Origin of the sequence: Cytobacillus sp. FSL R7-0680 (assembly GCF_038009245.1) — a bacterium.
In the GTDB taxonomy this organism is placed as follows: Bacteria; Bacillota; Bacilli; order Bacillales; family Cytobacillaceae; genus Cytobacillus; species Cytobacillus kochii.
Genome location: NZ_JBBPAO010000001.1, coordinates 911,534 through 932,791, shown reverse-complemented (window position 1 = coordinate 932,791; position 21,258 = coordinate 911,534). Strand labels below are relative to the sequence as shown.

General features: G+C 36.6%; 17 protein-coding genes. 2 read left to right on the top strand and 15 right to left on the bottom strand.

Features of this window, described 5'->3' with window-relative positions; translation table 11 throughout:
- Positions 1 to 168: 168 nt before the first annotated feature.
- The 5 genes from MKY26_RS04755 to hflX form a co-directional block, all read right to left on the bottom strand.
- Positions 169 to 483 carry a hypothetical protein gene (locus MKY26_RS04755; protein WP_322909250.1) on the bottom strand — a complete coding sequence of 105 codons (315 nt, stop codon included), beginning with the start codon at positions 481 to 483 and terminating at the stop codon, positions 169 to 171.
- A 292-nt stretch (positions 484 to 775) separates the two neighbouring features.
- Entirely contained in the window at positions 776 to 2,110 is a 1,335-nt protein-coding gene (gene glnA, locus MKY26_RS04750) for a type I glutamate--ammonia ligase (protein WP_095369442.1), read from the bottom strand.
- Between the two features lie 41 nt (positions 2,111 to 2,151).
- Complete coding sequence (locus tag MKY26_RS04745) at positions 2,152 to 2,562, bottom strand: MerR family transcriptional regulator (protein WP_095369443.1); 411 nt, start codon at positions 2,560 to 2,562, stop codon at positions 2,152 to 2,154.
- A gap of 183 nt (positions 2,563 to 2,745) precedes the next feature.
- A complete protein-coding gene (locus MKY26_RS04740) occupies positions 2,746 to 4,017 on the bottom strand; it encodes a methionine gamma-lyase family protein (protein WP_095369444.1) in 1,272 nt (423 codons plus the stop codon).
- Between the two features lie 18 nt (positions 4,018 to 4,035).
- The gene (hflX, locus tag MKY26_RS04735; RefSeq protein ID WP_341092238.1) at positions 4,036 to 5,292 is read right to left on the bottom strand and encodes a GTPase HflX; all 1,257 of its coding nucleotides are present in this window, start codon (positions 5,290 to 5,292) and stop codon (positions 4,036 to 4,038) included.
- A 241-nt stretch (positions 5,293 to 5,533) separates the two neighbouring features.
- Between hflX and MKY26_RS04730 the strand changes: the two genes are divergently transcribed.
- Entirely contained in the window at positions 5,534 to 6,142 is a 609-nt protein-coding gene (locus MKY26_RS04730; protein WP_095369445.1) for a trimeric intracellular cation channel family protein, read from the top strand.
- Between the two features lie 133 nt (positions 6,143 to 6,275).
- On the opposite strand, the gene spoVK is transcribed toward MKY26_RS04730, so the two are convergent.
- The 3 genes from spoVK to miaA form a co-directional block, all read right to left on the bottom strand.
- Entirely contained in the window at positions 6,276 to 7,226 is a 951-nt protein-coding gene (gene spoVK / locus MKY26_RS04725; protein WP_095369446.1) for a stage V sporulation protein K, read from the bottom strand.
- 289 nt (positions 7,227 to 7,515) lie between these two features.
- Positions 7,516 to 7,746 (bottom strand): RNA chaperone Hfq, encoded by a 231-nt coding sequence (gene hfq / locus MKY26_RS04720; RefSeq protein WP_095369447.1) that lies wholly within the window; start codon positions 7,744 to 7,746, stop codon positions 7,516 to 7,518.
- Between the two features lie 28 nt (positions 7,747 to 7,774).
- Positions 7,775 to 8,740 (bottom strand): tRNA (adenosine(37)-N6)-dimethylallyltransferase MiaA, encoded by a 966-nt coding sequence (gene miaA, locus MKY26_RS04715; RefSeq protein WP_095369448.1) that lies wholly within the window; start codon positions 8,738 to 8,740, stop codon positions 7,775 to 7,777.
- Positions 8,741 to 9,048: 308 nt separating this feature from the next.
- Between miaA and mreBH the strand changes: the two genes are divergently transcribed.
- On the top strand, positions 9,049 to 10,059 hold the full coding sequence (gene mreBH / locus MKY26_RS04710) for a rod-share determining protein MreBH (protein WP_095369449.1): 1,011 nt from the start codon (positions 9,049 to 9,051) through the stop codon (positions 10,057 to 10,059).
- Positions 10,060 to 10,179: 120 nt separating this feature from the next.
- Here the strand turns inward: mreBH and mutL are convergent, their stop codons facing one another.
- The 7 genes from mutL to MKY26_RS04675 form a co-directional block, all read right to left on the bottom strand.
- Positions 10,180 to 12,039: a DNA mismatch repair endonuclease MutL gene (mutL, locus tag MKY26_RS04705; protein ID WP_328199161.1), complete on the bottom strand. Its 1,860-nt coding sequence runs from the start codon at positions 12,037 to 12,039 to the stop codon at positions 10,180 to 10,182.
- Positions 12,040 to 12,060: 21 nt separating this feature from the next.
- Positions 12,061 to 14,661 carry a DNA mismatch repair protein MutS gene (mutS, locus tag MKY26_RS04700; RefSeq protein ID WP_322909249.1) on the bottom strand — a complete coding sequence of 867 codons (2,601 nt, stop codon included), beginning with the start codon at positions 14,659 to 14,661 and terminating at the stop codon, positions 12,061 to 12,063.
- A gap of 161 nt (positions 14,662 to 14,822) precedes the next feature.
- Positions 14,823 to 15,365: an outer spore coat protein CotE gene (locus MKY26_RS04695; RefSeq protein ID WP_095369452.1), complete on the bottom strand. Its 543-nt coding sequence runs from the start codon at positions 15,363 to 15,365 to the stop codon at positions 14,823 to 14,825.
- Positions 15,366 to 16,386: 1,021 nt separating this feature from the next.
- Entirely contained in the window at positions 16,387 to 16,812 is a 426-nt protein-coding gene (locus MKY26_RS04690) for a RicAFT regulatory complex protein RicA family protein (RefSeq protein ID WP_095369453.1), read from the bottom strand.
- Position 16,813: 1 nt separating this feature from the next.
- Positions 16,814 to 18,358, bottom strand: a complete 1,545-nt coding sequence (gene miaB / locus MKY26_RS04685; RefSeq protein WP_095369454.1) for a tRNA (N6-isopentenyl adenosine(37)-C2)-methylthiotransferase MiaB — start codon at positions 18,356 to 18,358, stop codon at positions 16,814 to 16,816.
- 217 nt (positions 18,359 to 18,575) lie between these two features.
- A complete protein-coding gene (locus tag MKY26_RS04680) occupies positions 18,576 to 19,442 on the bottom strand; it encodes a 2-oxoacid:ferredoxin oxidoreductase subunit beta (protein WP_095369455.1) in 867 nt (288 codons plus the stop codon).
- On the bottom strand, positions 19,443 to 21,176 hold the full coding sequence (locus MKY26_RS04675; protein ID WP_322909245.1) for a 2-oxoacid:acceptor oxidoreductase subunit alpha: 1,734 nt from the start codon (positions 21,174 to 21,176) through the stop codon (positions 19,443 to 19,445).
- Positions 21,177 to 21,258: the final 82 nt, after the last annotated feature.

Sequence of the window (21,258 nt, the reverse complement as noted above, 5' to 3'; positions counted from 1 at the left end):
GTGGACCTTTTTTGTTTTTCAAACCTATCCTAGCAAATATATAAAAGCAGCCATTATGGCTGCTTTTATCTGAGACCCTTTTTAGTTTCTATTAATTAGTTGAATGATGATACGAAGCAGTTATACCCCTTGCAAGAACTTCTTTTAGACTCATAAAAAGGACTCTTACTATCGAGTTTCAACTGCAATGATATCATCACAACAGATCGTAGTAATCCTTACACGATCTTTCTTGTTGCAACAATCTTTGTGACGATCATCATGACGATCATCGTGACGATCATCGTGACGATTACAGTTAGCTTTTGCTAGAAAAACTAAATTTCCACGAACATCGATAAACTCTCCGAACACATGGCCGCCACCTTTAAGGAATACTTTCACATCCTCACCACGGGAAATGTTCCTAAAGAACTCATCACATCCACAATCATTATGATCATATCCGTATGAGTCTGAATAGTTTTGATTATTATATCCCATATTCTCATCCTCCTTTCTATGGTTATGTTAATACTATATGTGGAAGATGAAGAGTTGTACGGGCTATATTACCTTGTTAAAAGACCATTTTATATTACATCTTCTTAAGTTTTTATGAAAAATCAGATGTTAAGGCTACTTCTATAAATTAAATGTAAAGAGGTTCATAATAAACGCCTCAATGATGATCCTCACCGCTTTACTTTCTTCTATTTTTAAATAAAAAAGACTGTAGGTACCTCGATTACACCGAGTTTACCTACAGTCTGAAAAACCACTTTGGTATTATCTATTAATACATTTGTAAATATTGCTCGCGTTCCCATGGGTGAACTTGCGTTCTGAACATATCCCACTCAATTTCTTTTGCTTCAATAAAGTGCTCAAGAATATGTTCACCAAGTGCAGCAACCATTACTTCATCTTGTTTAAGAAGTTCTAGCGCGCTATAAAGTGTAGCTGGAAGATCTTTAATACCTTCAGCTTCACGTTCCTCTTTGCTCATAACATAGATATTACGGTCTACCGGAGCTGGTGGTGTTAGGTTGTTTTTCACACCATCTAATCCAGCCTTAAGAAGAACAGCCATTGCAAGGTATGGATTGGCAGCTGGGTCAACACTACGTACTTCTACACGTGTACTGACACCACGTGATGCTGGGATACGAATAAGTGGTGAACGGTTTCTTGCAGACCAAGCAACATAACAAGGAGCTTCATATCCAGGCACTAAACGTTTAAAAGAGTTTACTGTTGGATTTGTTACTGCTGTGAAACTTGGTGCATGGTTAATGATACCTGCAATAAAATTACGTGCTGTATCACTAAGTTCTAAATCACCTTTTGTATCATAGAATGCATTTACACCATCTTTAAATAATGAAACGTTACAGTGCATACCTGATCCGTTCACACCGAATAATGGTTTTGGCATAAATGTTGCGTGTAAACCGTGTTTACGTGCAATTGTTTTAACCACTAATTTAAATGTTTGGATGTTATCACATGCTGTAAGTGCATCAGCATATTTAAAATCGATTTCATGTTGCCCTGGAGCCACTTCATGGTGAGAAGCTTCAATTTCAAAGCCCATTTCTTCTAGCTCAAGAACGATATCACGACGGCAATTTTCACCTAAATCAGTTGGAGCTAAATCAAAATAACCACCATTATCATTAAGCTCTAAAGTTGGTTCACCTTGTTGATCTAACTTAAATAAGAAGAATTCTGGTTCTGGTCCAAGGTTAAAATCTGTAAAGCCGAGGTCTTCCATTTCTTTAAGGATTCTTCTTAAGTTATTACGAGGGTCTCCCGCGAATGGCGTACCATCTGGATTATAAATATCGCAGATTAAACGTGCAACTTTTCCTTTTTCAGCTGTCCAAGGGAAGACTACCCATGTGTCTAAGTCTGGGAATAAATACATATCTGATTCTTCAATGCGAACGAAACCTTCAATTGAGGAACCATCGAACATCATTTTATTGTCCAAAGCTTTTTCAAGCTGACTAATTGGGATTTCTACGTTTTTAATTGTTCCTAAAATGTCAGTAAATTGTAATCTGATAAATTTTACATTTTCTTCTTCAGCAATTCGTGTGATATCTTCTTTAGTGAATTTTGCCACCTTGTGTTTCCTCCTTTAAAGTCAAGAAAAGATTTTTTATTTTAATGGAAAAAGCGTGATAAATCACCTTGTCTTAAAGACGATCGAGTAAACCTACCTGCTTGCATAAATTCTTTACGCAAAAGCTTTCTCAATTCGTCATCTGACAAATCGTGTCTCACTTTTTCTTCTTGCTTCTTAAATGCTTGTTCATCCATCTCTTGTTGTTGTTTCACTGTGAATAGTTGCTTTATTCCAGCCATATTGACACCTTGATCAATTAAATCTTTGATCTCTAGCAACTTATCAATATCATTCAATGAATATAGCCTTCTATTCGTATCCGTTCTAGCTGGAGTAATCAATTGGTGTTCTTCATAATAGCGAATCTGTCTTGCTGTTAGCTCAGTCAGCTGCATCACAATGCCAATTGGAAAGAGCGGCATGGAACGACGTATTTCACTTCCAGTCAACCATCTCTCCTCCTTCATTCTTTTACTTTTAATTTCTTTGTATCTTATATCCTATTATATGTCGTGTTAGATAATCTGTCAACAAAATGTTATGTTTTATCACATGGAAATCATGAAATTTTCAAACTTTTTTCCTAATACTGAAAGAAGGCAGCGTATATCCGCCTCCTTTCCCTATATTTATTAATACTTTTGAATGAGTTTTTTCTCTAATAATTGGTCTAACGCTGTACAAATGGCGATTTTCACATGAGAATAGGTTAATCCGCCTTGAACATATGCTTCAAACGGGGGCCGAATAGGTCCGTCTGCTGTTAACTCAATACTTGCTCCTTGTATAAAAGTACCCGCAGCCATAATGACATCATCCTCATATCCTGGCATATATGCTGGATAGGCAGTAACGTGAGAGTTGATTGGGGAAGCATATTGAATCGCTTGACAAAAGGCAACCATCATTTTAGCATCACCAAATTGTACTGATTGTATAAGGTCTGTTCTCTCTGCATCCCATCTTGGATTAGTTTTCATCCCAAAGTATTCGAGAATTGCAGCTGTAAAAACCGCTCCCTTCAAAGCTTGTCCTACTACATGGGGGGCTAAGAAAAAACCCTGATACATCTCCTGTAAACTATATAGTGAGGCTCCAGCTTCCGCTCCAATGCCAGGGGAAGTTAATCGATAAGAGCACGCTTCAACAAGGGCTTTTTTTCCAACAATATAACCACCCGTTTTCGCCAATCCACCGCCTGGGTTCTTAATAAGGGAACCGGCCATTAAATCGGCACCAACATGACAAGGTTCCATTTCTTCAACAAATTCACCATAACAATTATCGACGAAGATAACGACTTCAGGGTTGATGGACTTAACAAAATGAATCATTTCTTTAATTTCATTTATTGTAAATGATGGTCTTTCCGCATAACCTTTTGAACGTTGTATACCAACCATCTTTGTTGAGGATGTCATTCTTTCTTTGAGTACCTCAAAATCAACAGTACCATCCTCTTGCAATTCAACCGCATCATACCCAATACGAAATTCTTTTAGAGACCCTACCCCTTTACCTCTTATACCGACGATTTCTTCTAACGTATCGTATGGTTTACCAGTAATATATAAAAGGTCATCCCCCGGTCGTAAAATACCAAATAGCGCAGTGGATATAGCATGCGTACCAGAAATGATTTGTGGTCTAACCAATGCTGCTTCGCCACCAAAGACATCTGCATAGATTAATTCTAAAGTATCTCTACCCGCATCGTCATAACCATATCCCGTCGACGGTATAAAATGGCTATCACTTACACGGTGTTTTTGAAAACTCCGCAGAACCCGAAATTGATTCTCATCTATTCTTTCCTCTATTTTATGTGTCACACAAGAAATTTTTTTTTCTACTTCTTGAACAATCTCAGAAAGAGATTCTCCATTTATTAAGCTTTGGAACATGATTTACACCTTTACTTTCTATACTCTATAATGATTTAGCATTTGTGTGATTGGATGATCTTTGAAGTAAAAACCTTTAGCCAAATACATTTGTTTTTCTTCTATAAACTCACTACTCCGCACAATAGTCACCGTATTTAGGAGCGATAATAACTTTCCTTCAGATGCAGGGATTGCAGCAGTATACGAATCCATTAATTGGGTGACCGCATGTTCAATTGCTTCTTTTAGCAAATAGCGATCACGATCATTTAATGCACTCATTTGTAACGTGTGCCTACCTTTTGTTGGAATGAACCTTTCATGTGCTTCATCTTTTTTATTATAAACAATCAATTGTGGAATCTCTTCCTGCTCTAAATCATCAATTAATTGTTGTACGGTTTGTTCATGTTGGGTGTAGTCCGGATTAGACATATCGACTACATGTAAAATGAGATCCGCTTCGTTTACTTCTTCTAAAGTAGATCTAAAAGCTGCAATTAACGTAGTCGGTAAGTCTTGTATAAATCCAACTGTATCGGTTAAAAGAGCTGTATATCCACTTGGTAAAGACATTTTTCTTGTCATTGGATCAAGTGTGGCAAATAATTGATTTTCTTCATAGGAATCAGCTTCGGTTAGGCGATTAAACAAGGTCGATTTACCCGCATTCGTATAACCTACTAAGGCTATTTGCAGTACTTGGTTCTTCTTTCTTCTTTCACGATAACGCTTTCTATGATGAACAACTGCCCTCAATTGCTTATCAATATCATCAATTTTCCTTCGTATATGACGGCGATCTGATTCAAGCTTTGTCTCACCTGGACCTCTTGTTCCAATTCCCCCGCCTAAGCGTGAAAGTGCTGTTCCTTGTCCCAATAATCTCGGTAGTAAATATTTTAATTGAGCTAGTTCAACTTGCAGTTTCCCTTCTTTTGAACGAGCTCTGCCAGCAAAAATATCAAGAATCAACTGGGTTCGATCAATAATTCTTGCCGAAATGAATTCGGATAAGTTACGAACTTGACTAGGAGATAGTTCATCATTAAAAATAATCACATCTGCTTCGGTCTCTTCTTGTAGGCGTGATATTTCTTCAACTTTCCCTTTTCCTATATATGTAGATGGATGAATTCTCTCTCTTTTTTGTACAACACTTGTAATCACTTCACCTTTAGCTGTTTTTGTTAGAGACACAAGCTCATCCATTGAATAACTATATTGCAAATCGTCTTCAGTCGTTTGACAGCCGACAAGTATCGCTTTTTCTTTAAAAGACTGTTGTTCCATTAAAGCCCTACTTTCTTTTTAACATATCATTATCATATCAAATTCTTTTGTAATTCACTAATTATTCTTTACGTTAAAGGGAGAAAATTTCCGGTTATCCAAAATGTCCCTGCTAAGTAATCAATAATTATTGTTTACCACAAAAATTTATTTATTGAAAATCATTGATTTCATGCTTTTTCATGTTAAAATCTATATGTTTGTGTTTTAGCAGGATTTTAAGAACGTGTGGTGATATGTGATGTTAACTTGGGATTTTTTAAGTATGATTGGTACAATTGCTTTTGCCATTAGCGGTGCTATCGTAGCAATGGAAGAAGATTATGATATATTAGGCATTTATATTTTAGGTATTGTCACTGCCTTTGGTGGGGGAGCCATCCGTAATTTATTAATTGGGGTACCCGTATCAACATTGTGGGAACAGGGAACTTTTTTTCAAATCGCCCTCTTGTCTATTACATTGATTATTATTTTTCCCCATCACTTATTGAAGCATTGGCATAAGTGGGGAAACTTCACTGATGCCATCGGATTATCAGCATTTGCTATACAAGGTGCACTTTATGCTGCTGATATGAATCATCCATTAAGCGCAATTATCGTTGCCGCAGTATTAACCGGTAGTGGTGGTGGAATGATTCGTGATTTATTAGCACAAAGAAAACCTTTGGTATTACGATCAGAAATCTATGCTGTTTGGGCGATTATTACTGGGCTATTAATTGGATTAAATATTTTCACATCAGCAGTAGAACTCATAATATTATTCATAACAATTACAGCCCTTAGAGTATTATCTTACACTTATAAATGGAAACTTCCTACAAAACAATTCAAGTTAAATTAAAGATAAAATAGTAAAAAAACAGAGCCACGTTTCAGCCCACGATAAAAGGTAGGAGACTGGCTCTGCTTAATTCAATTTCCATCTCTATTAATAACAAAAACAAGCTCCTAAATTAATCGGAGCTAAAACAAGGTCAATCATCTTCTTCAAAAACTAAGTCGTTGCTTCTAATAGTCATTAATTCATGGCGGTCATAATGACTTTGCATTAAAAGCCTCATGGATTGTGCGCGTATTGCCTTTTCGATAATATTTCTTATATATCTTCCATTAGAAAATGTTTGTGGATTTAAGACTGTTTTCACCCAAAGTAAGTGATCTTTTAATTTCCTTTCACTTTCTCTACTAAGTACGTACTCTTTTTGTTTCAGCATTCTTTGCCCAATCTCCATTAGTTGTTCAATCGAATAATCTGGAAAATCTATAACTAGCGGAAACCTAGAATGTAAACCCGGATTTAAAGATAAAAAATAGTCCATTTCTTTTGAATATCCGGCTAAAATCAGTATAAAATCATGCTGTTTATCTTCCATATGTTTCACTAATGTATCGATTGCCTCTTTACCAAAATCCTTTTCCCCTCCTCTACCGAGGGAATAAGCTTCATCGATAAAAAGTATGCCTCCGATTGCTTTTTTAATTAAATCTCTCGTTTTTTGAGCTGTATGGCCAATATATTCTCCTACTAAGTCAGCCCTTTCAGCTTCGATCAAATGTCCCTTTGTCAAAACATCCATTTTTTGAAATAGCTTACTTATTAACCTCGCTACCGTTGTTTTCCCTGTACCAGGGTTTCCCTTGAACATCATATGAAGGGACTGCTTTCCCGCTTTCAGTCCTGCTTCTTCTCGCTTCTTGTTCACATAGATCCAGGCATAAATTTCTTTAATCATTCTCTTCATTTCTTCCATGCCTACTAAAGCAGCTAATTCTTCTTCAATTTCTCTAAGAGCAAGATGCTCTGATTGTAAGGTTTTTTGTACAACATTCGGTTCGGGTATTTCCTTTGTTAAGGCTTTTCTTTTTTGAGAATTTAGTACAATACTGATTTGTCCATTATTTTTCAAACGAATCGGCTGATCCAATAGCTTTCACCTCACATTCTCTTGCACCAGTATACGCTAAGATTGCCTTAATTGTGACAAAAGCCTAGTCGTTATCTCAAGTCGTTATTTAGCCTATTCTATTATTAGAAGTTAGAGTCTTCTTGTTCATATATATTCAATTTGGAGGAAAATCATTAAAGTTTTTTTAGTGAAAACAAAATTGTTAATAATTAAATATAAATTATAGAACAACAGAATTTCTTCCAACAAGATTGTCAAAGCATAAGAAAAAGCCCGCATCATTTGCGGACTCGACAAGGCAACTTTATTATTTTTGTTCCATATCTAGCGATACATTTCGTTGAGGAGCAAATGTTGAAATCGCGTGCTTATAAACAAGTTGTTGTTTTCCTTCTGATTCAAATAGGACAGTAAAATTATCAAATCCCTTTACTTGCCCCCTAATTTGGAAACCGTTTAACAAGAAAACTGTCACATTGGCATTATCTTTTCGCAATTGATTTAGAAATTGATCTTGGATATTGATTGATGTTTTCATTACAAATCCTCCTCTTTTATCTCTATTATTATGTATTCGATTTAATTTTCAGCTTTCCTTCAATCGTTACATAAATTTCATTTATTTTTTTATGAAAACCCTTTGAATCGAGAGCTTCACTCATATCTATCCAACTAACATCCAGTTTATTACGAAACCAGGTTAGCTGTCTTTTGGCATATCTTCGTGAGTTTTGCTTTAGTTGATCAACAGCTTCGTCTAAAGTAATCAAACCATCAAAATAAGGGTAGAATTCCTTATATCCTATCGCTTGCATGGACTGACAGTTTTGCAACCCCTTATCACTAAACCCTTTCACCTCTTCCAATAGGCCATTATCCATCATCATATCTATTCTCTGATTAATTCGTTTATACAAAAGATCTCTGTCCATTGTTAAACCGATTACAGCGGCATTATATACCGATTCAAGTTCCTGTTTACTTTGCCATTCTGTCATCGTTTTTCCCGTACAATGGTATACTTCGAGAGCCCGAATCACTCTTCGAATATTATTAGGATGTATTTTTCCCGCAGATACCGGATCGACCACCTGTAATTCCTTATGTATACAAACATTCCCTTCAACTTTCGCCCTTTCCTCTAAGCGATATCGAAAATCATCATCTGAGGGGGCATTTGAAAATTGATAGTCAAATAGAACGGATTGTATATATAGTCCCGTCCCCCCTACAATAATGGGTAACTTCCCTTTACTACTGATTTCAGTTATCTTTTCTCTGACAATTGTTTGAAATTCAGCTGTCGAAAAACTTTCATCTGGCTCTTTAATATCAATTAAATGATGGCTGATACCTTCTGTCTCTTCTTTCGTTATTTTAGCTGTACCAATGTCCATACCTTTGTAAATTTGCATGGAATCACCACTAATAATTTCACCATTATATTTTTTTGCCAGTTCAATACTTGTTTTTGTTTTCCCTACAGCAGTAGGTCCTATAAGAATAATGATTTTTTCTTTTTGATTTGTCATTCACTCACACTGCCTTTTAGTCTTTCAATTTCTACCTTATCGTACCATAAGCATAGGAAGGAAAAAAGACAATCAATACTCAAACATTATTCACCCTTTTTCTACAAATTAAACCTTTTTTATTGCGGATTCGATTCTTTTTTACAGTGGAGATTACATTTTTATAACGTTTTATTTACATTCAGGCTTCTATAGTCGTTTCATGTTACCTTATAAAAAGCGGAGTTTAAGATAAGATGTCTTATGAATATGGTCTTATGAAAATGGATTGAGACGAAGCAGAATTATAGGAAATTAGGTGATTGATAATGATAGGAAATGCTGAAATTGGAATCGATTTAGGAACAGCTAATATACTTGTTTATAGTAAAGCAAAAGGAATCGCTCTCAATGAGCCTTCTGTTGTTGCGATTGATACAGAAACAAAAAAAGTGCTTGCAGTTGGCTCTGAAGCAAAAGAAATGATTGGTAAAACACCGGGACGAATTGTCGCCATACGCCCACTAAAAGATGGGGTAATTGCCGATTTCGATACAACAACAGAAATGTTACGTCATATTATGAAAAAAGCTGCAAAAGCTGGTGGCTTCTCAATTAGAAAGCCGAGTGTTGTTGTTTGTACACCTTCCGGGTCGACAAGTGTTGAAAGAAGAGCGATTCAAGACGCAGTACGAAACGCCGGTGCAAAAAAAGTTTTCGTTATTGAGGAACCTGTTGCAGCAGCAATTGGCGCTGGTATGCCAGTCGATGAGCCAGTAGCAAATGTAGTAGTTGACATAGGTGGCGGTTCAACTGAAGTGGCGATTATTTCCTTCGGTGGTGTAGTTGCTTGCCACTCCGTCCGTATTGGCGGAGACCGTTTAGACGATGATATTATTCAGTATGTGCGTAAAGAATACAACGTACTTATTGGTGAAAGAACAGCAGAGAATATTAAAATTGAGATTGGCCATGCGCTGATTAACCATGATGAATTAAAAATGGAGATACGTGGGAGAGATTTAGTTACTGGTTTACCAAAAACCATTGAGCTTTCTTCCTTTGAAATTAGGGATGCGATGAAAGAAGCGTTACTCAGTATTTTAGAAGCACTAAGAGCAACATTAGAAGATAGCCCTGCTGAATTAAGCGGTGATATCGTTGACCGTGGAGTCATTTTAACTGGCGGTGGAGCTTTACTTAACGGTATGCAAGAATGGATCAGTCAAGAGATTGATGTGCCTGTTCACCTTGCTCCAAATCCGTTAGAATCCGTCGCAATTGGAACAGGAAAATCATTAAAATACATGGACAAATTACAAACAGCCAATGCGAAATAATTAAAAAAGAGAGAACCGCGTATCACTAATTTTGCGGTTCTCTCTTTTTATGTGACCATAAGCGTTTTAGAGTTGATTTCCTGTATCCTTCTTAAAACAAAGGTCTCTTTAAAGCAAGTCTTACATAATACGCTTAAACATTTTTTCCATTTCATATATAGAATAATGAATGATAATTGGGCGACCATGAGGACAAGTAAAGGGATCATTCGTTTGTCGTAACTCATCAAGTAATGCTTGAATTTCATCGTTACGTAAATGGCGATTTGCTTTTATGGAACCTTTACAACTCATCATGATAGCCGCTTCTTCTCTCAGTTTTTTTATATCCACTCGTTTCATATTCAGCAATTGTTCTATCATATCCACAATCGTTTCTTGTTCCTCTCCTTTAGGAAACCATTGTGGATGCGCACGAACGATATAACTGTTGTGGCCAAACTCCTCTAAGAAAACTCCCACTTTTTCAAGTTCGTCTTTATATTCTTCAATCTTTATCACATCGTCATTCGCATATTCAAAGGTCATTGGAATCAAAAGCTCCTGTAATTCACTTTCTACTTTCCCAACCTTTTCCTTAAAAAACTCATATTTGATTCTTTCCTGAGCCGCATGCTGGTCAATGATATACAAACCATTATCATTTTGTGCAAAAATATAGGTACCATGCATTTGACCTATAGGATACATCGCTGGGACTCTAGAAGGAAGCACGAATTCCTCTTCTTCTGCAAGCGTTATATTTTCTCCTTCTTGTGAATCCACTTCTTTAGGTGGAGCAGAAACTTCTATTGCAGGAGCCGTTTCAAAGATCGTATTTTTTACTTGTTGATTTGGTGTTACTGAATCTTCTTGGATGAATTGTACTTCTGTTTCTTTCCTTTCTTGCTCGATCTCTTTAAATGGTTTTCTTTCAGGTAAATGATCGAGGTGAAGGAATGTTTGTTCATCTTTTGGCTTAATTATTTTCTTTTCGGTAAAGCCACTTGGAATTAATTCTTCTTTTTTAAAGACTTGTTTAATGGTGGCCGTTACTAATTCGTTTAATTCATGCTCTTTACTTAACCGAACTTCCATTTTAGAAGGATGAACGTTTACATCTACTAATAATGGGTCCATTTCAATGTTTAATAAAACAATGGGATACCGTCCTATCGGCAATAATGTATGATAACCTTCCTGAATCGCTTTCACTAAAGGGTAGTTTTTAATAAACCTACCATTGATCATCGTTGAAATATAATTTCTCGAAGCTCTCGTTATTTCTGGTAACGCTACATAACCAGAAACCTTGAAGTCAAGGGACTGAGTTTGAATGGGAATCATTTTTTTGACAATATTTAAACCATAGATCGCCGCTAAAACTTGACGAACATCACCATTACCTGTTGTTTTTAACAATTGCTTATCATTATGGAGTAACCTGAATGAAATCTCCGGGTGTGATAAAGATAAGCGATTCATGACATCTGTAATATTACCTAATTCGGTATGAATCGTTTTCATATATTTAAGTCTAGCCGGCGTATTGTAAAACAAATCTGACACGGTAATATCTGTACCTTTACGACTAGCTGCCTTTTCCATCGTTACAACTTTTCCGCCTTCAAGCACCACTCTCGTACCTATATCACTATGGCAAGTCTTCAATTCAACTTTGGAAACGGAAGCAATAGAGGGCAACGCTTCCCCTCTAAATCCTAATGTGCGAATCCTAAATAGGTCGCTCTCGTCTTGGATTTTACTTGTCGCATGTCGGTGGAACGCATGGAGAACGTCATCTTCTGCTATTCCTTCTCCATTATCGATGATGCGGATACTTGAAAGGCCAGCTTCTTCTACTTCCACTTCTATAACAGAACTGCCTGCATCAATTGCATTTTCAACTAATTCTTTTACAACAGATGCTGGACGCTCAACGACTTCTCCTGCTGCGATTTTATTTGATAGATAATCATCTAAGAGCTTGATTTTACCCATTAGGATTCACCCTTTCAATCTTTATTTTAATTTTTTTTGTATTTCATATAAGGTATTTAATGCCGTCATCGGTGTCATTTCTAGAATGTCTAGTTTCTTTAGCTGATCAAGCAACTTTCTTTCCTTTGTTGCAATATTTGTTCCTCTTTTCGCTTGCGTTTCTTCTTCAAAGAATGACAATTGGCCAACCGCTTCTTCTTGTACGTCTATTTTTGTTGCTGTTGCATTTATTTTTGTTGAATCCTTTGCTTCTAGTCGCGTAAGGATTTCGTTTGCTCTTTGAATCAATGTCTCCGGTAGCTCTGCAAGTTGGGCAACATGTATACCATAACTTTTATCTGCTGAGCCTTCTTTAATCTTATGGAGAAATACGACCTTCCCGTTTTGTTCAACTGCACTTACATGCACATTTTCTAAATGGGGTAACTCCTCTGCCAAAACAGTAAGCTCATGATAATGCGTTGAGAACAATGTTTTCGCCCCAATATGGTGGTGAATATATTCAATAATCGCCTGAGCAAGGGCCATTCCATCATAGGTCGACGTTCCCCTACCAATTTCGTCAAATAGGATAAGACTATTTTCTGTGGCATGAACAATGGCATTCCTTGCTTCTAACATCTCGACCATAAATGTGCTTTGTCCAGAGATTAAATCATCTGCCGCACCTATTCTAGTAAACACTTGGTCAAAAATAGGTAACACCGCTTGTTTGGCAGGAACAAAACAACCAACTTGTGCCAAAATTGAGGTTAAAGCAATTTGTCGCATATATGTACTTTTACCTGACATATTAGGTCCAGTAATAAGTAACAACTCTCTTTCATCATCCATATAACAGTCATTTGCTACATATTCTTGCGCATTCATCACTTTTTCAACAACCGGATGTCTCCCGTCCTCAATGACGATTTTCCGTTCACTAGAAAAGGTCGGTTTATGGTATTGCCGCTGTTCGCTAACCACAGAGAAACATTGCAATACATCCAATTCACTTATAAGCTTGGCAAGATTCTGGATGCGTGGAATATGCTCTTTTACCTGTTCTCTTACCTCTAAGAATAATGTGTATTCTAGTTCAACCGATTTTTCTTCCGCTTGTAGAATTAATGCCTCTTTTTCTTTTAGCTCTGGAGTAATAAACCGTTCAGCATTTGTTAAGGTTTGCTTTCGTTCATATAAACCTTCTTCTAACAGATGAAGATTAGACTTTGTCACTTCAATATAATATCCGAAGACACGATTGTATCCGATTTTTAATGACTTAATCCCTGTCTTCTCTCTCTCTCTCTTCTCAAGCTGAGCGATCCAATTTTTACCGTTTTTCGTTGCGTCACGATATTGATCGAGTGCTTCATTAAAACCGTCAGCAATAATATTCCCTTCCTTGATGGTTAACGGGGGATTATCGGTAATGGCTCTTTCTAACAAGTCGGTTACATCCTCACAAGGATCAAGTTCATTTGCCAACTGTTTAGCAACGTCATTCGTTAACTGATTCACTACATGACCTATTTTGGGTACTTGCTGTAATGATTTTTGCAATTGAAATAAGTCACGAGCATTGACATTACCGAATGCGACTCTACCTGCAAGTCGCTCTAAGTCATATACCTCTTTTAAAGTATCTCTTAGCTCTTCTCGTTCGAAATAATGATTCATGAAAGTTTCCACCATTGATTGTCGTTCTATAATGGCATCCTTATTAATTAGCGGACGATCTATCCATTGTTTTAACATTCTCGAACCCATCGCTGTTTTCGTTTCATCCAGCAGCCAAAGAAGTGAACCTTTCTTTCCATTTGAACGCATCGTTTCAGTTAGTTCTAGGTTTTTCTTCGAGAAGTAATCAATTTTCATAAATTGGTTCACTTCATACACTTCAGCAAGTTGCAAATGGTCAAGGCTACGTTTTTGTGTTTTGTATAAATAATTATATAATCTCATTACTGTTTCACGCAGTCGATCATTTGCTAACTTTGCTATACTTTCCTGAAACACTTCCCGAGTTTGGATATCGTCTTCAATAGAAATGGTCAGTACCATTCTCTCTTTCATCTTTTTGAGCCATTTATCTGAGAACTGCGAAGAGACGACAATTTCTTTCGCATTAGAAACTGAAAGCTCATTCAAAATGGAAGTAAAACCATCAGTTATAATGGTCGCTTTTGTTTCTCCTGTTGATAAATCACTATATGCAAAACCATAAGTATCATCTTCAAATGCGCTTACTGTAGCGATATAGTTATTTTCCTTTTCATTTAACCCCTTACCTTCCATCCGAGTCCCAGGTGTAATTAATTGAACAACTTCCCTTTTGACTACACCTTTAGCCTGTTTCGGATCTTCGGTTTGTTCACATATGGCTACTTTGTAGCCTTTTTCAATTAAGCGTTCGATATAATTCGGGGCTGAATGATAAGGTACCCCGCACATCGGTATGCGGTCTTCAGCTCCTCCGTCTCTACTTGTTAATGTAATTTCTAACTCTCTTGATGCTGAAATCGCATCGTCAAAAAACATCTCATAAAAATCGCCTAAACGAAAAAATAAAAAGGCATCTTGATAATCTGCCTTTACCCTTAAATATTGTTGTATCATCGGCGTATATGTTGCTGCCATAATTTCCTCCACATAATTCATAATCTATTATTTTCTTATCTCATTATATCATACTTGAAAGTCAACAAACGATTAGAAATGCTTCATACTCTTACCCGCCTTAACTCTTCAACACTTTGAAAAAAGAAAAAAACTAGGAAGTAAAACCTCCTAGTTAGTTTTTATTCCTCTTCAGTTCCAATGATGAAGTCTGGGTTTAAGTCTTCAAATTCCTCATCTTCTGCTTCTAATCCCCAATCTTCATCTTCGCAGTCACCAGCATCAGCAACTGCTACACAAATCTTTGTTTCTCCAATGACTTCAACAATAAACTCTCTCTCCACATGTACAATAATTTTATTGCCATTTTTAGAGATTGTTGCTTCAATACAGTTTGGTTGTTGAACGACCCGTGCAACAACTTCAATATCGTCAAGGATTTCTTCATCACGATACTTCACTTTGATTACATCTTTGTATTCCACGCATTCTGTTACTACTTCAGTTTGCGTGTTATCTTTATAAGAATACCAGATATTGATATCAAAGCTTCCGCTAACCTCTACAGTATTTCCCACCTTTTTCGCTTTGTACTTATGGTTAATGATCCAAGCACCAAGAATACTAGATGGGTGGTGTTGAGGACAAACCGTGTGATTGGACTGGATAAACTTACGTCCTTTCGCAACGACTGCCTTCGTTATTATCTCTCTATAGTCTCCCATTGCGAGCGAACCCTCCTCATTCATTTTCAATTCATCCTATGCGGGATATTAGACTAGTGTGCGACATATTTTCTTGTGGGCAATTAGCCAAATCCATTAGCATGCTTTATCATATGCCGCATACGGGCGATTGTTACGGACTGAGGTGGGCAAGGGCCCAATCTAGGAAAGATTTTTCAGCAACCTCTTGAAACATTCTCTCTCAATTTTGGTTCAAATACCGGTATTGATTGTCACGTAGCTGTTAAATTAATCATACGAGGATAGAAGTGGCGTTATTGTGATAGTTGTCTTACGAAGGATTAATTGGTCAGTTAAATAATATCTTGAAAACGCATCTCACTTGTAGAAAATTTGAATTCTCAAATTTCACCTTACTGTATAGTTTGTTCCCAATTATATTGTTTTTCTTATAGTACACTTTTTCATTTCTCACAAAACGGCGCAAAATTAGAGATATAAATTTACTCCTCAATAGAAACAAATAAGATACATGCATAAGTGAGATTAGCCGTTTAAATAAGCACAGATCAGCAGCGCTGGGTACTATTGCTGGTCTTTAGACTATTTTTTTACAATATCTTTATAACTTTACAGTTTTTCATCAACAAAGGTTGTGCAGCTGCAACCGATTCAATCATTGCCCAAAACGACAACGATGCAGATGTATTATTGCTTTTAAAAAGGGCGATTATGGATTGCAGGCAATTGGTTATAAATACTGTTGCATTGAATGTGATGTATTTTTTAACAAGCAAAAAAAGACCCTATTTTCATCTTACACAATAAAGGAAAGGGTGATAAATCCACATATTTAACCTATATTGATAATCATTCTATTCAAAAATAAGAAGTTCGAAATCTAAGAATATATTCATAAGTCTAAAGTAATCCATGAGAAACACTTCCTTTCTTAAAGAACAATAAACTTATAAAAAAAGTTTCTAAAAGCTGCTGATATCAATAGTGAAAAATCAAAAGGGTGATCACATCGACTTGTGATCACCCTTCAATTTCATTCTTAATGTTGACAGCCTGAATTTTTCAATTGTGAACCGGTTTGACCAGATAGTAAATCGCCACCAGTTGACGAAATAATCTCATCTGTCACTCTGTTAGAAATGGCTGAAGAGACAATTTGTAATAAATCATTCACATCCACTTGAGATTGTTTAAACTCTTGAACAACAGGAATTGCATCTAGCTCTTCTTCAAGAGAATCAATTTTCGCTTCTGTTTTTCTTAAAGCTTCCTCTTTCCCATAATGTTGTAAATTAACCGCTTGTTTTTGTAGACCTTTAATTTGCGTAATAATCTTTGAAACTTTTTCATTCTCATTAATTTGTGCTTCCGCACGTTTAAAGAAATCTACTTCTTCCGTTTCAGCAATCATTACAGCTAGTTCTCTTGCACGCTTTACAATATCATCTTTAGAATACTTCGCCATCTTAGCTCACCTCAAGATTTTCTTTTTCTTCAATCATCTCACCATTAAGTGACCAAGTTTTAGCATCCGTCACTTTCACCTTGACGATTTTTCCTATTGCTGTCTTCGGTCCTTTAAAGTTTACCAACTTGTTCTTTCTTGTATAGCCTGCTAATGTATCAGGGTTGTTTTTGCTTTCCCCTTCTACTAACACTTCAACTATTTCATCTTGGTATTTCTTCATAGATTCAGCAGATATTTCATTTACTAGCGCGTTTAATCTTTGTAAGCGTTCCTTCTTCACTTCCATTGGTACATTATCCTTCATTTTCGCAGCAGGTGTACCTTCACGAGGAGAATAGATAAAAGTATACGCCGCTTCAAAACCTACTTCACGATAGAGCGACATCGTTTCCTCGAACTGTTCTTCAGTTTCATTCGGATAACCAACAATTATATCCGTAGTAAAAGTTGCTCCTGGTATGTTTTCTTTTATTTTGCGTACTAACTCTAGAAACTGTTCTCTGGTATACTTTCTAGCCATAATTTTCAATACATCATTCGAACCTGATTGTACAGGTAAATGAATATGTTCTACAAGGTTGCCGCCTTTTGCAAGCACTTCAATGAGATGGTCATCAAAGTCACGTGGATGACTAGTTGTAAAACGGACCCTAGGAATATCAATTTTATGAATTTCATCCATTAAATCCCCAAGACCATACTTTATGTCTTTAAAGTCTTTACCGTAAGCATTCACATTTTGTCCTAATAAAGTAATTTCTTGATAGCCTTTTGCCGCTAGTTGACGAACTTCTTGAATGATATCTTCCGGTCTGCGACTTCTCTCTTTTCCTCTTGTATAAGGAACAATGCAATACGTACAGAATTTATCACAGCCATACATAATATTTACCCAAGCCTTGATATTACCTCTTCTCACTTTAGGTAAATTTTCAATCACATCGCCTTCTTTAGACCAAACTTCAAGTACCATTTCCTTAGACATATAAGCTTCTTGTAAAATATTTGGCAAGCGGTGAATATTATGTGTTCCGAACACCATATCTACTTGGTTATATGTTTTAAGAATCTTATTAACGACAGATTCTTCTTGAGACATACACCCACAAACACCGATAAGTAAATCAGGATTTTGCTGTTTTAAATGTTTCAAATGTCCGAGTTCACCAAACACCTTATTTTCCGCATTTTCACGGATGGCACAAGTATTTAGAAGAATCACATTGGCATCATCTACGGATTCAGTTGGTTCATAGCCTAAATTCATAAAAATCCCTGCCATTACTTCCGTGTCATGCTCATTCATTTGACATCCATATGTACGGATATAGAACTTACGACCTTCCCCTAAGCCGGCAAATTCACTCGGTATTTCAAAATCCTTATGGTATTTGACATCTTCTTTTCCACGTTTCTTCGCATCCTTTAAAGATGGAGCTGTATACACATGTTCAAAATACTTACTGTAATCCTTTTCGGATTTTTTGTCCGCAGGATTTGCGACCTTTACTTGTTGACTTTCTAATCTTTGTTTTTCATTCATTTACGACATGCCCCTTTCTATGATACTGTAGGCGATTTCTATCCATTATTTCTATACACATTACTATAGTATAAAGCGTATTTCTATTGAACACAATAGCAATGCACCTGATCTATTCTTTTTCGTAGGAAAGTATTAAAAATAGGCGTACATTCTATAAAGAATAAAAAAGACCTAAGAAAATCAACAATGGATTCTCTTAAGTCTTTTATTTAATTTACATAAATTCTTCTACTAACTTATCAAAGTACGCTTGATCTAAGTTTAAATCAGCCTTTGCTAACGGTGTCTCTGAATAACCATGTAGCATTTCCTGATAAGACTTACGCTCTGTGTCTTGATAAATAAGTCCAGTTACTAATCCTTCGTGTTTCATTAAGGTTTGCATTGCTTGTTCTCTATTGGAAGAATCGTATCCTTCAATATCTTTTAATTTAGTTAAGTTCGCTTTAAACCAATCATACGTATTGATTTTGTTATAAGTGACACATGGACTAAACACATTAATAAGTGAAAATCCATCATGTTGAATTCCTTGTTCAATGAGAGCAGTTAAATCTTTCAAGTCGGTTGAAAAACTTTGTGCAACAAACGTAGCTCCTGCCGTTAAAGCCATTTCCATTGGTGAAATCGCTTGTTCAATGGAACCTTCAGGTGTTGATTTTGTTTTAAAACCGGTAGATGAACGCGGAGATGTTTGGCCCTTAGTTAAGCCATAAATTTGGTTATCCATTACGATATACGTAACATTAATATTGCGGCGAATAGCATGAATCGTATGCCCCATACCGATAGCAAAGCCATCCCCATCACCACCAGAAGCAATAACCGTTAAGTCCTTATTCGCCATCTTAACACCTTGAGCAATCGGTAATGAACGTCCATGGATTCCGTGAAATCCATATGAATTAATATAGCCAGAAATTCGTCCAGAACAACCAATTCCAGATACTACAGCTAACTCTTCAGGTTCTAAACCAACATTAGCTGATGCGCGTTGAATAGCAGCTTGAACAGAGAAGTCACCACAGCCTGGGCACCAATTCGGTTTTACATTATTTCGAAAGTCTTTAAACGTAGCCATTTAGAACAACTCCTTGCACTTTGTATGGATTTCGTGCGGCAAGAAAGGATTCCCGTCGTACTTATTATATTTAATGATTTTATTCGCATGTCCAACATTCATTTTGATAATATTTGCTAACTGTCCAGTGGCATTGTTTTCAACCACCACAACCTTTTTAGCAGATGCAACTAACGGCATTAACTCATCAGTTGGGAATGGATGAATCAAACGAATATGTGCGTGATTAACCTTCAAACCGTCTGCTTCTAATCTAGTAATCGCTTCTTCAATTGCACCTCTTGTTGAAATGAAACCAACTAATAACAAGTCTGCTTCTTCATGAGGGGCATTTTTATATACTGGTGTATTAAATTTCACATTTTCAATTTTACGGAACCGTTTATCCATTTGTTGAATACGATTTGCTGCTGATTCCGATGGTTTTCCAGATTGATCATGCTCTACACCTGTAACATGGTGGATTCCATATTTCATCCCTGGGATTACCCTTGGCGATACGCCATCCTCCGTCACTTCATAACGTTTAAAATATTCTTTGCTATCTATTTCAGGTAGATCACCTTGCAGCTTCCCACGGCGAATTTCTACTTCATTAAAATTCAACGGTTCCACTGTTTGTTTACCTAATGATAATTGTAGATCTGATAAAACAATTACAGGACATTGATATTCTTCAGCTAGATTAAATGCTTCAGCAGTATCATAAAACGCTTCCTGTACTGTACTTGGTGCAAGAACAATTTTTGGAATTTCGCCATGTGTTCCATAAATCATAGCCATTAAATCTGACTGTTCTTGTTTCGTTGGTAGACCTGTTGACGGGCCACCACGTTGAGTATCAACGATAACTAATGGTGTCTCTGTAATACCCGCTAGGCCAATCGATTCCATTTTCAAAGATAATCCTGGGCCGGCTGAGGCTGTGAAAGCACGTACTCCTGCATAGTTAGCACCAATCGCCATAGTTGCAGCAGCAATTTCATCCTCTGTCTGAATAACAGTACCACCAAGTTCAGGTAATTTTTTTATTAGATACTCCATAATTTCCGAGGCTGGTGTAATTGGATAAGCAGCCATAAATCGACTTCCTGCAGCTAATGCACCCAGAGCAATGGCATCATTTCCGATCATGAACATTCTTTTCTTACCATCCGCTTCATCCAACTGCATCAAGCCATCTGTTTTACCTAATTGTTCAACTGTTGTATCATAGCCAGCTTTTATCGCTTCCATATTTTTATCTACAACGGCTTGTCCTTTGCGAGCAAAAATCTCTTCTACCACTTCTTTGAAAACTTCCACATCCAAATTTAAAACGGCACAAGTTGAGCCTACAGCGACCATATTTTTCATCAGTGATGTACCCAGATCAGTCGCCATTTGTGTAAATGGAATGGATAGAAGTAGCGCGTTTGTATCTTCTGGTTTCACTGGATTAAATTTTGCATCTGCTAAGATAATCCCACCATCATGTAACTCTTTATAATTGACATCTATCGTTTCTTGGTCAAACGCCACAAGAACGTCTAAATCATCCGCAACAGACCGAGTTTGAGAGGTACTCACACGAATTTTATTATTCGTATGCCCCCCTTTGATACGAGAAGAAAAATGACGGTATCCGTATAAATAATAGCCAAGGCGATTCAATGCAATAGAAAATATTTCACCAGTACTTTCAATTCCTTCGCCTTGTTGTCCGCCAACCTTCCACGAAAGTTGTTTCACCATGTCCTACACCCCTTTTATTACATGAGAAATATGTAAATAACTTGTATAATCTCTTTTTATACATCCATTTCACCATTTAACG

Excerpts from the sequence above, each read along its gene's own strand:
- MKY26_RS04755 (WP_322909250.1), bottom strand. The coding sequence starts at position 483 with ATGGGATATAATAATCAAAACTATTCAGACTCATACGGATATGATCAT.
- miaA (WP_095369448.1), bottom strand. The coding sequence starts at position 8,740 with ATGACAAATCAAAAAGAAAAAATCATTATTCTTATAGGACCTACTGCT.
- MKY26_RS04680 (WP_095369455.1), bottom strand. The coding sequence starts at position 19,442 with ATGGCTACGTTTAAAGACTTTCGAAATAATGTAAAACCGAATTGGTGC.
- MKY26_RS04730 (WP_095369445.1), top strand. The coding sequence starts at position 5,534 with ATGTTAACTTGGGATTTTTTAAGTATGATTGGTACAATTGCTTTTGCC.
- hfq (WP_095369447.1), bottom strand. The coding sequence starts at position 7,746 with ATGAAAACATCAATCAATATCCAAGATCAATTTCTAAATCAATTGCGA.
- mutS (WP_322909249.1), bottom strand. The coding sequence starts at position 14,661 with ATGGCAGCAACATATACGCCGATGATACAACAATATTTAAGGGTAAAG.
- hflX (WP_341092238.1), bottom strand. The coding sequence starts at position 5,292 with ATGGAACAACAGTCTTTTAAAGAAAAAGCGATACTTGTCGGCTGTCAA.
- MKY26_RS04675 (WP_322909245.1), bottom strand. The coding sequence starts at position 21,176 with ATGGTGAAACAACTTTCGTGGAAGGTTGGCGGACAACAAGGCGAAGGA.
- mreBH (WP_095369449.1), top strand. The coding sequence starts at position 9,049 with ATGATAGGAAATGCTGAAATTGGAATCGATTTAGGAACAGCTAATATA.
- MKY26_RS04740 (WP_095369444.1), bottom strand. The coding sequence starts at position 4,017 with ATGTTCCAAAGCTTAATAAATGGAGAATCTCTTTCTGAGATTGTTCAA.
- MKY26_RS04690 (WP_095369453.1), bottom strand. The coding sequence starts at position 16,812 with ATGGCGAAGTATTCTAAAGATGATATTGTAAAGCGTGCAAGAGAACTA.
- mutL (WP_328199161.1), bottom strand. The coding sequence starts at position 12,039 with ATGGGTAAAATCAAGCTCTTAGATGATTATCTATCAAATAAAATCGCA.
- miaB (WP_095369454.1), bottom strand. The coding sequence starts at position 18,358 with ATGAATGAAAAACAAAGATTAGAAAGTCAACAAGTAAAGGTCGCAAAT.
- MKY26_RS04695 (WP_095369452.1), bottom strand. The coding sequence starts at position 15,365 with ATGGGAGACTATAGAGAGATAATAACGAAGGCAGTCGTTGCGAAAGGA.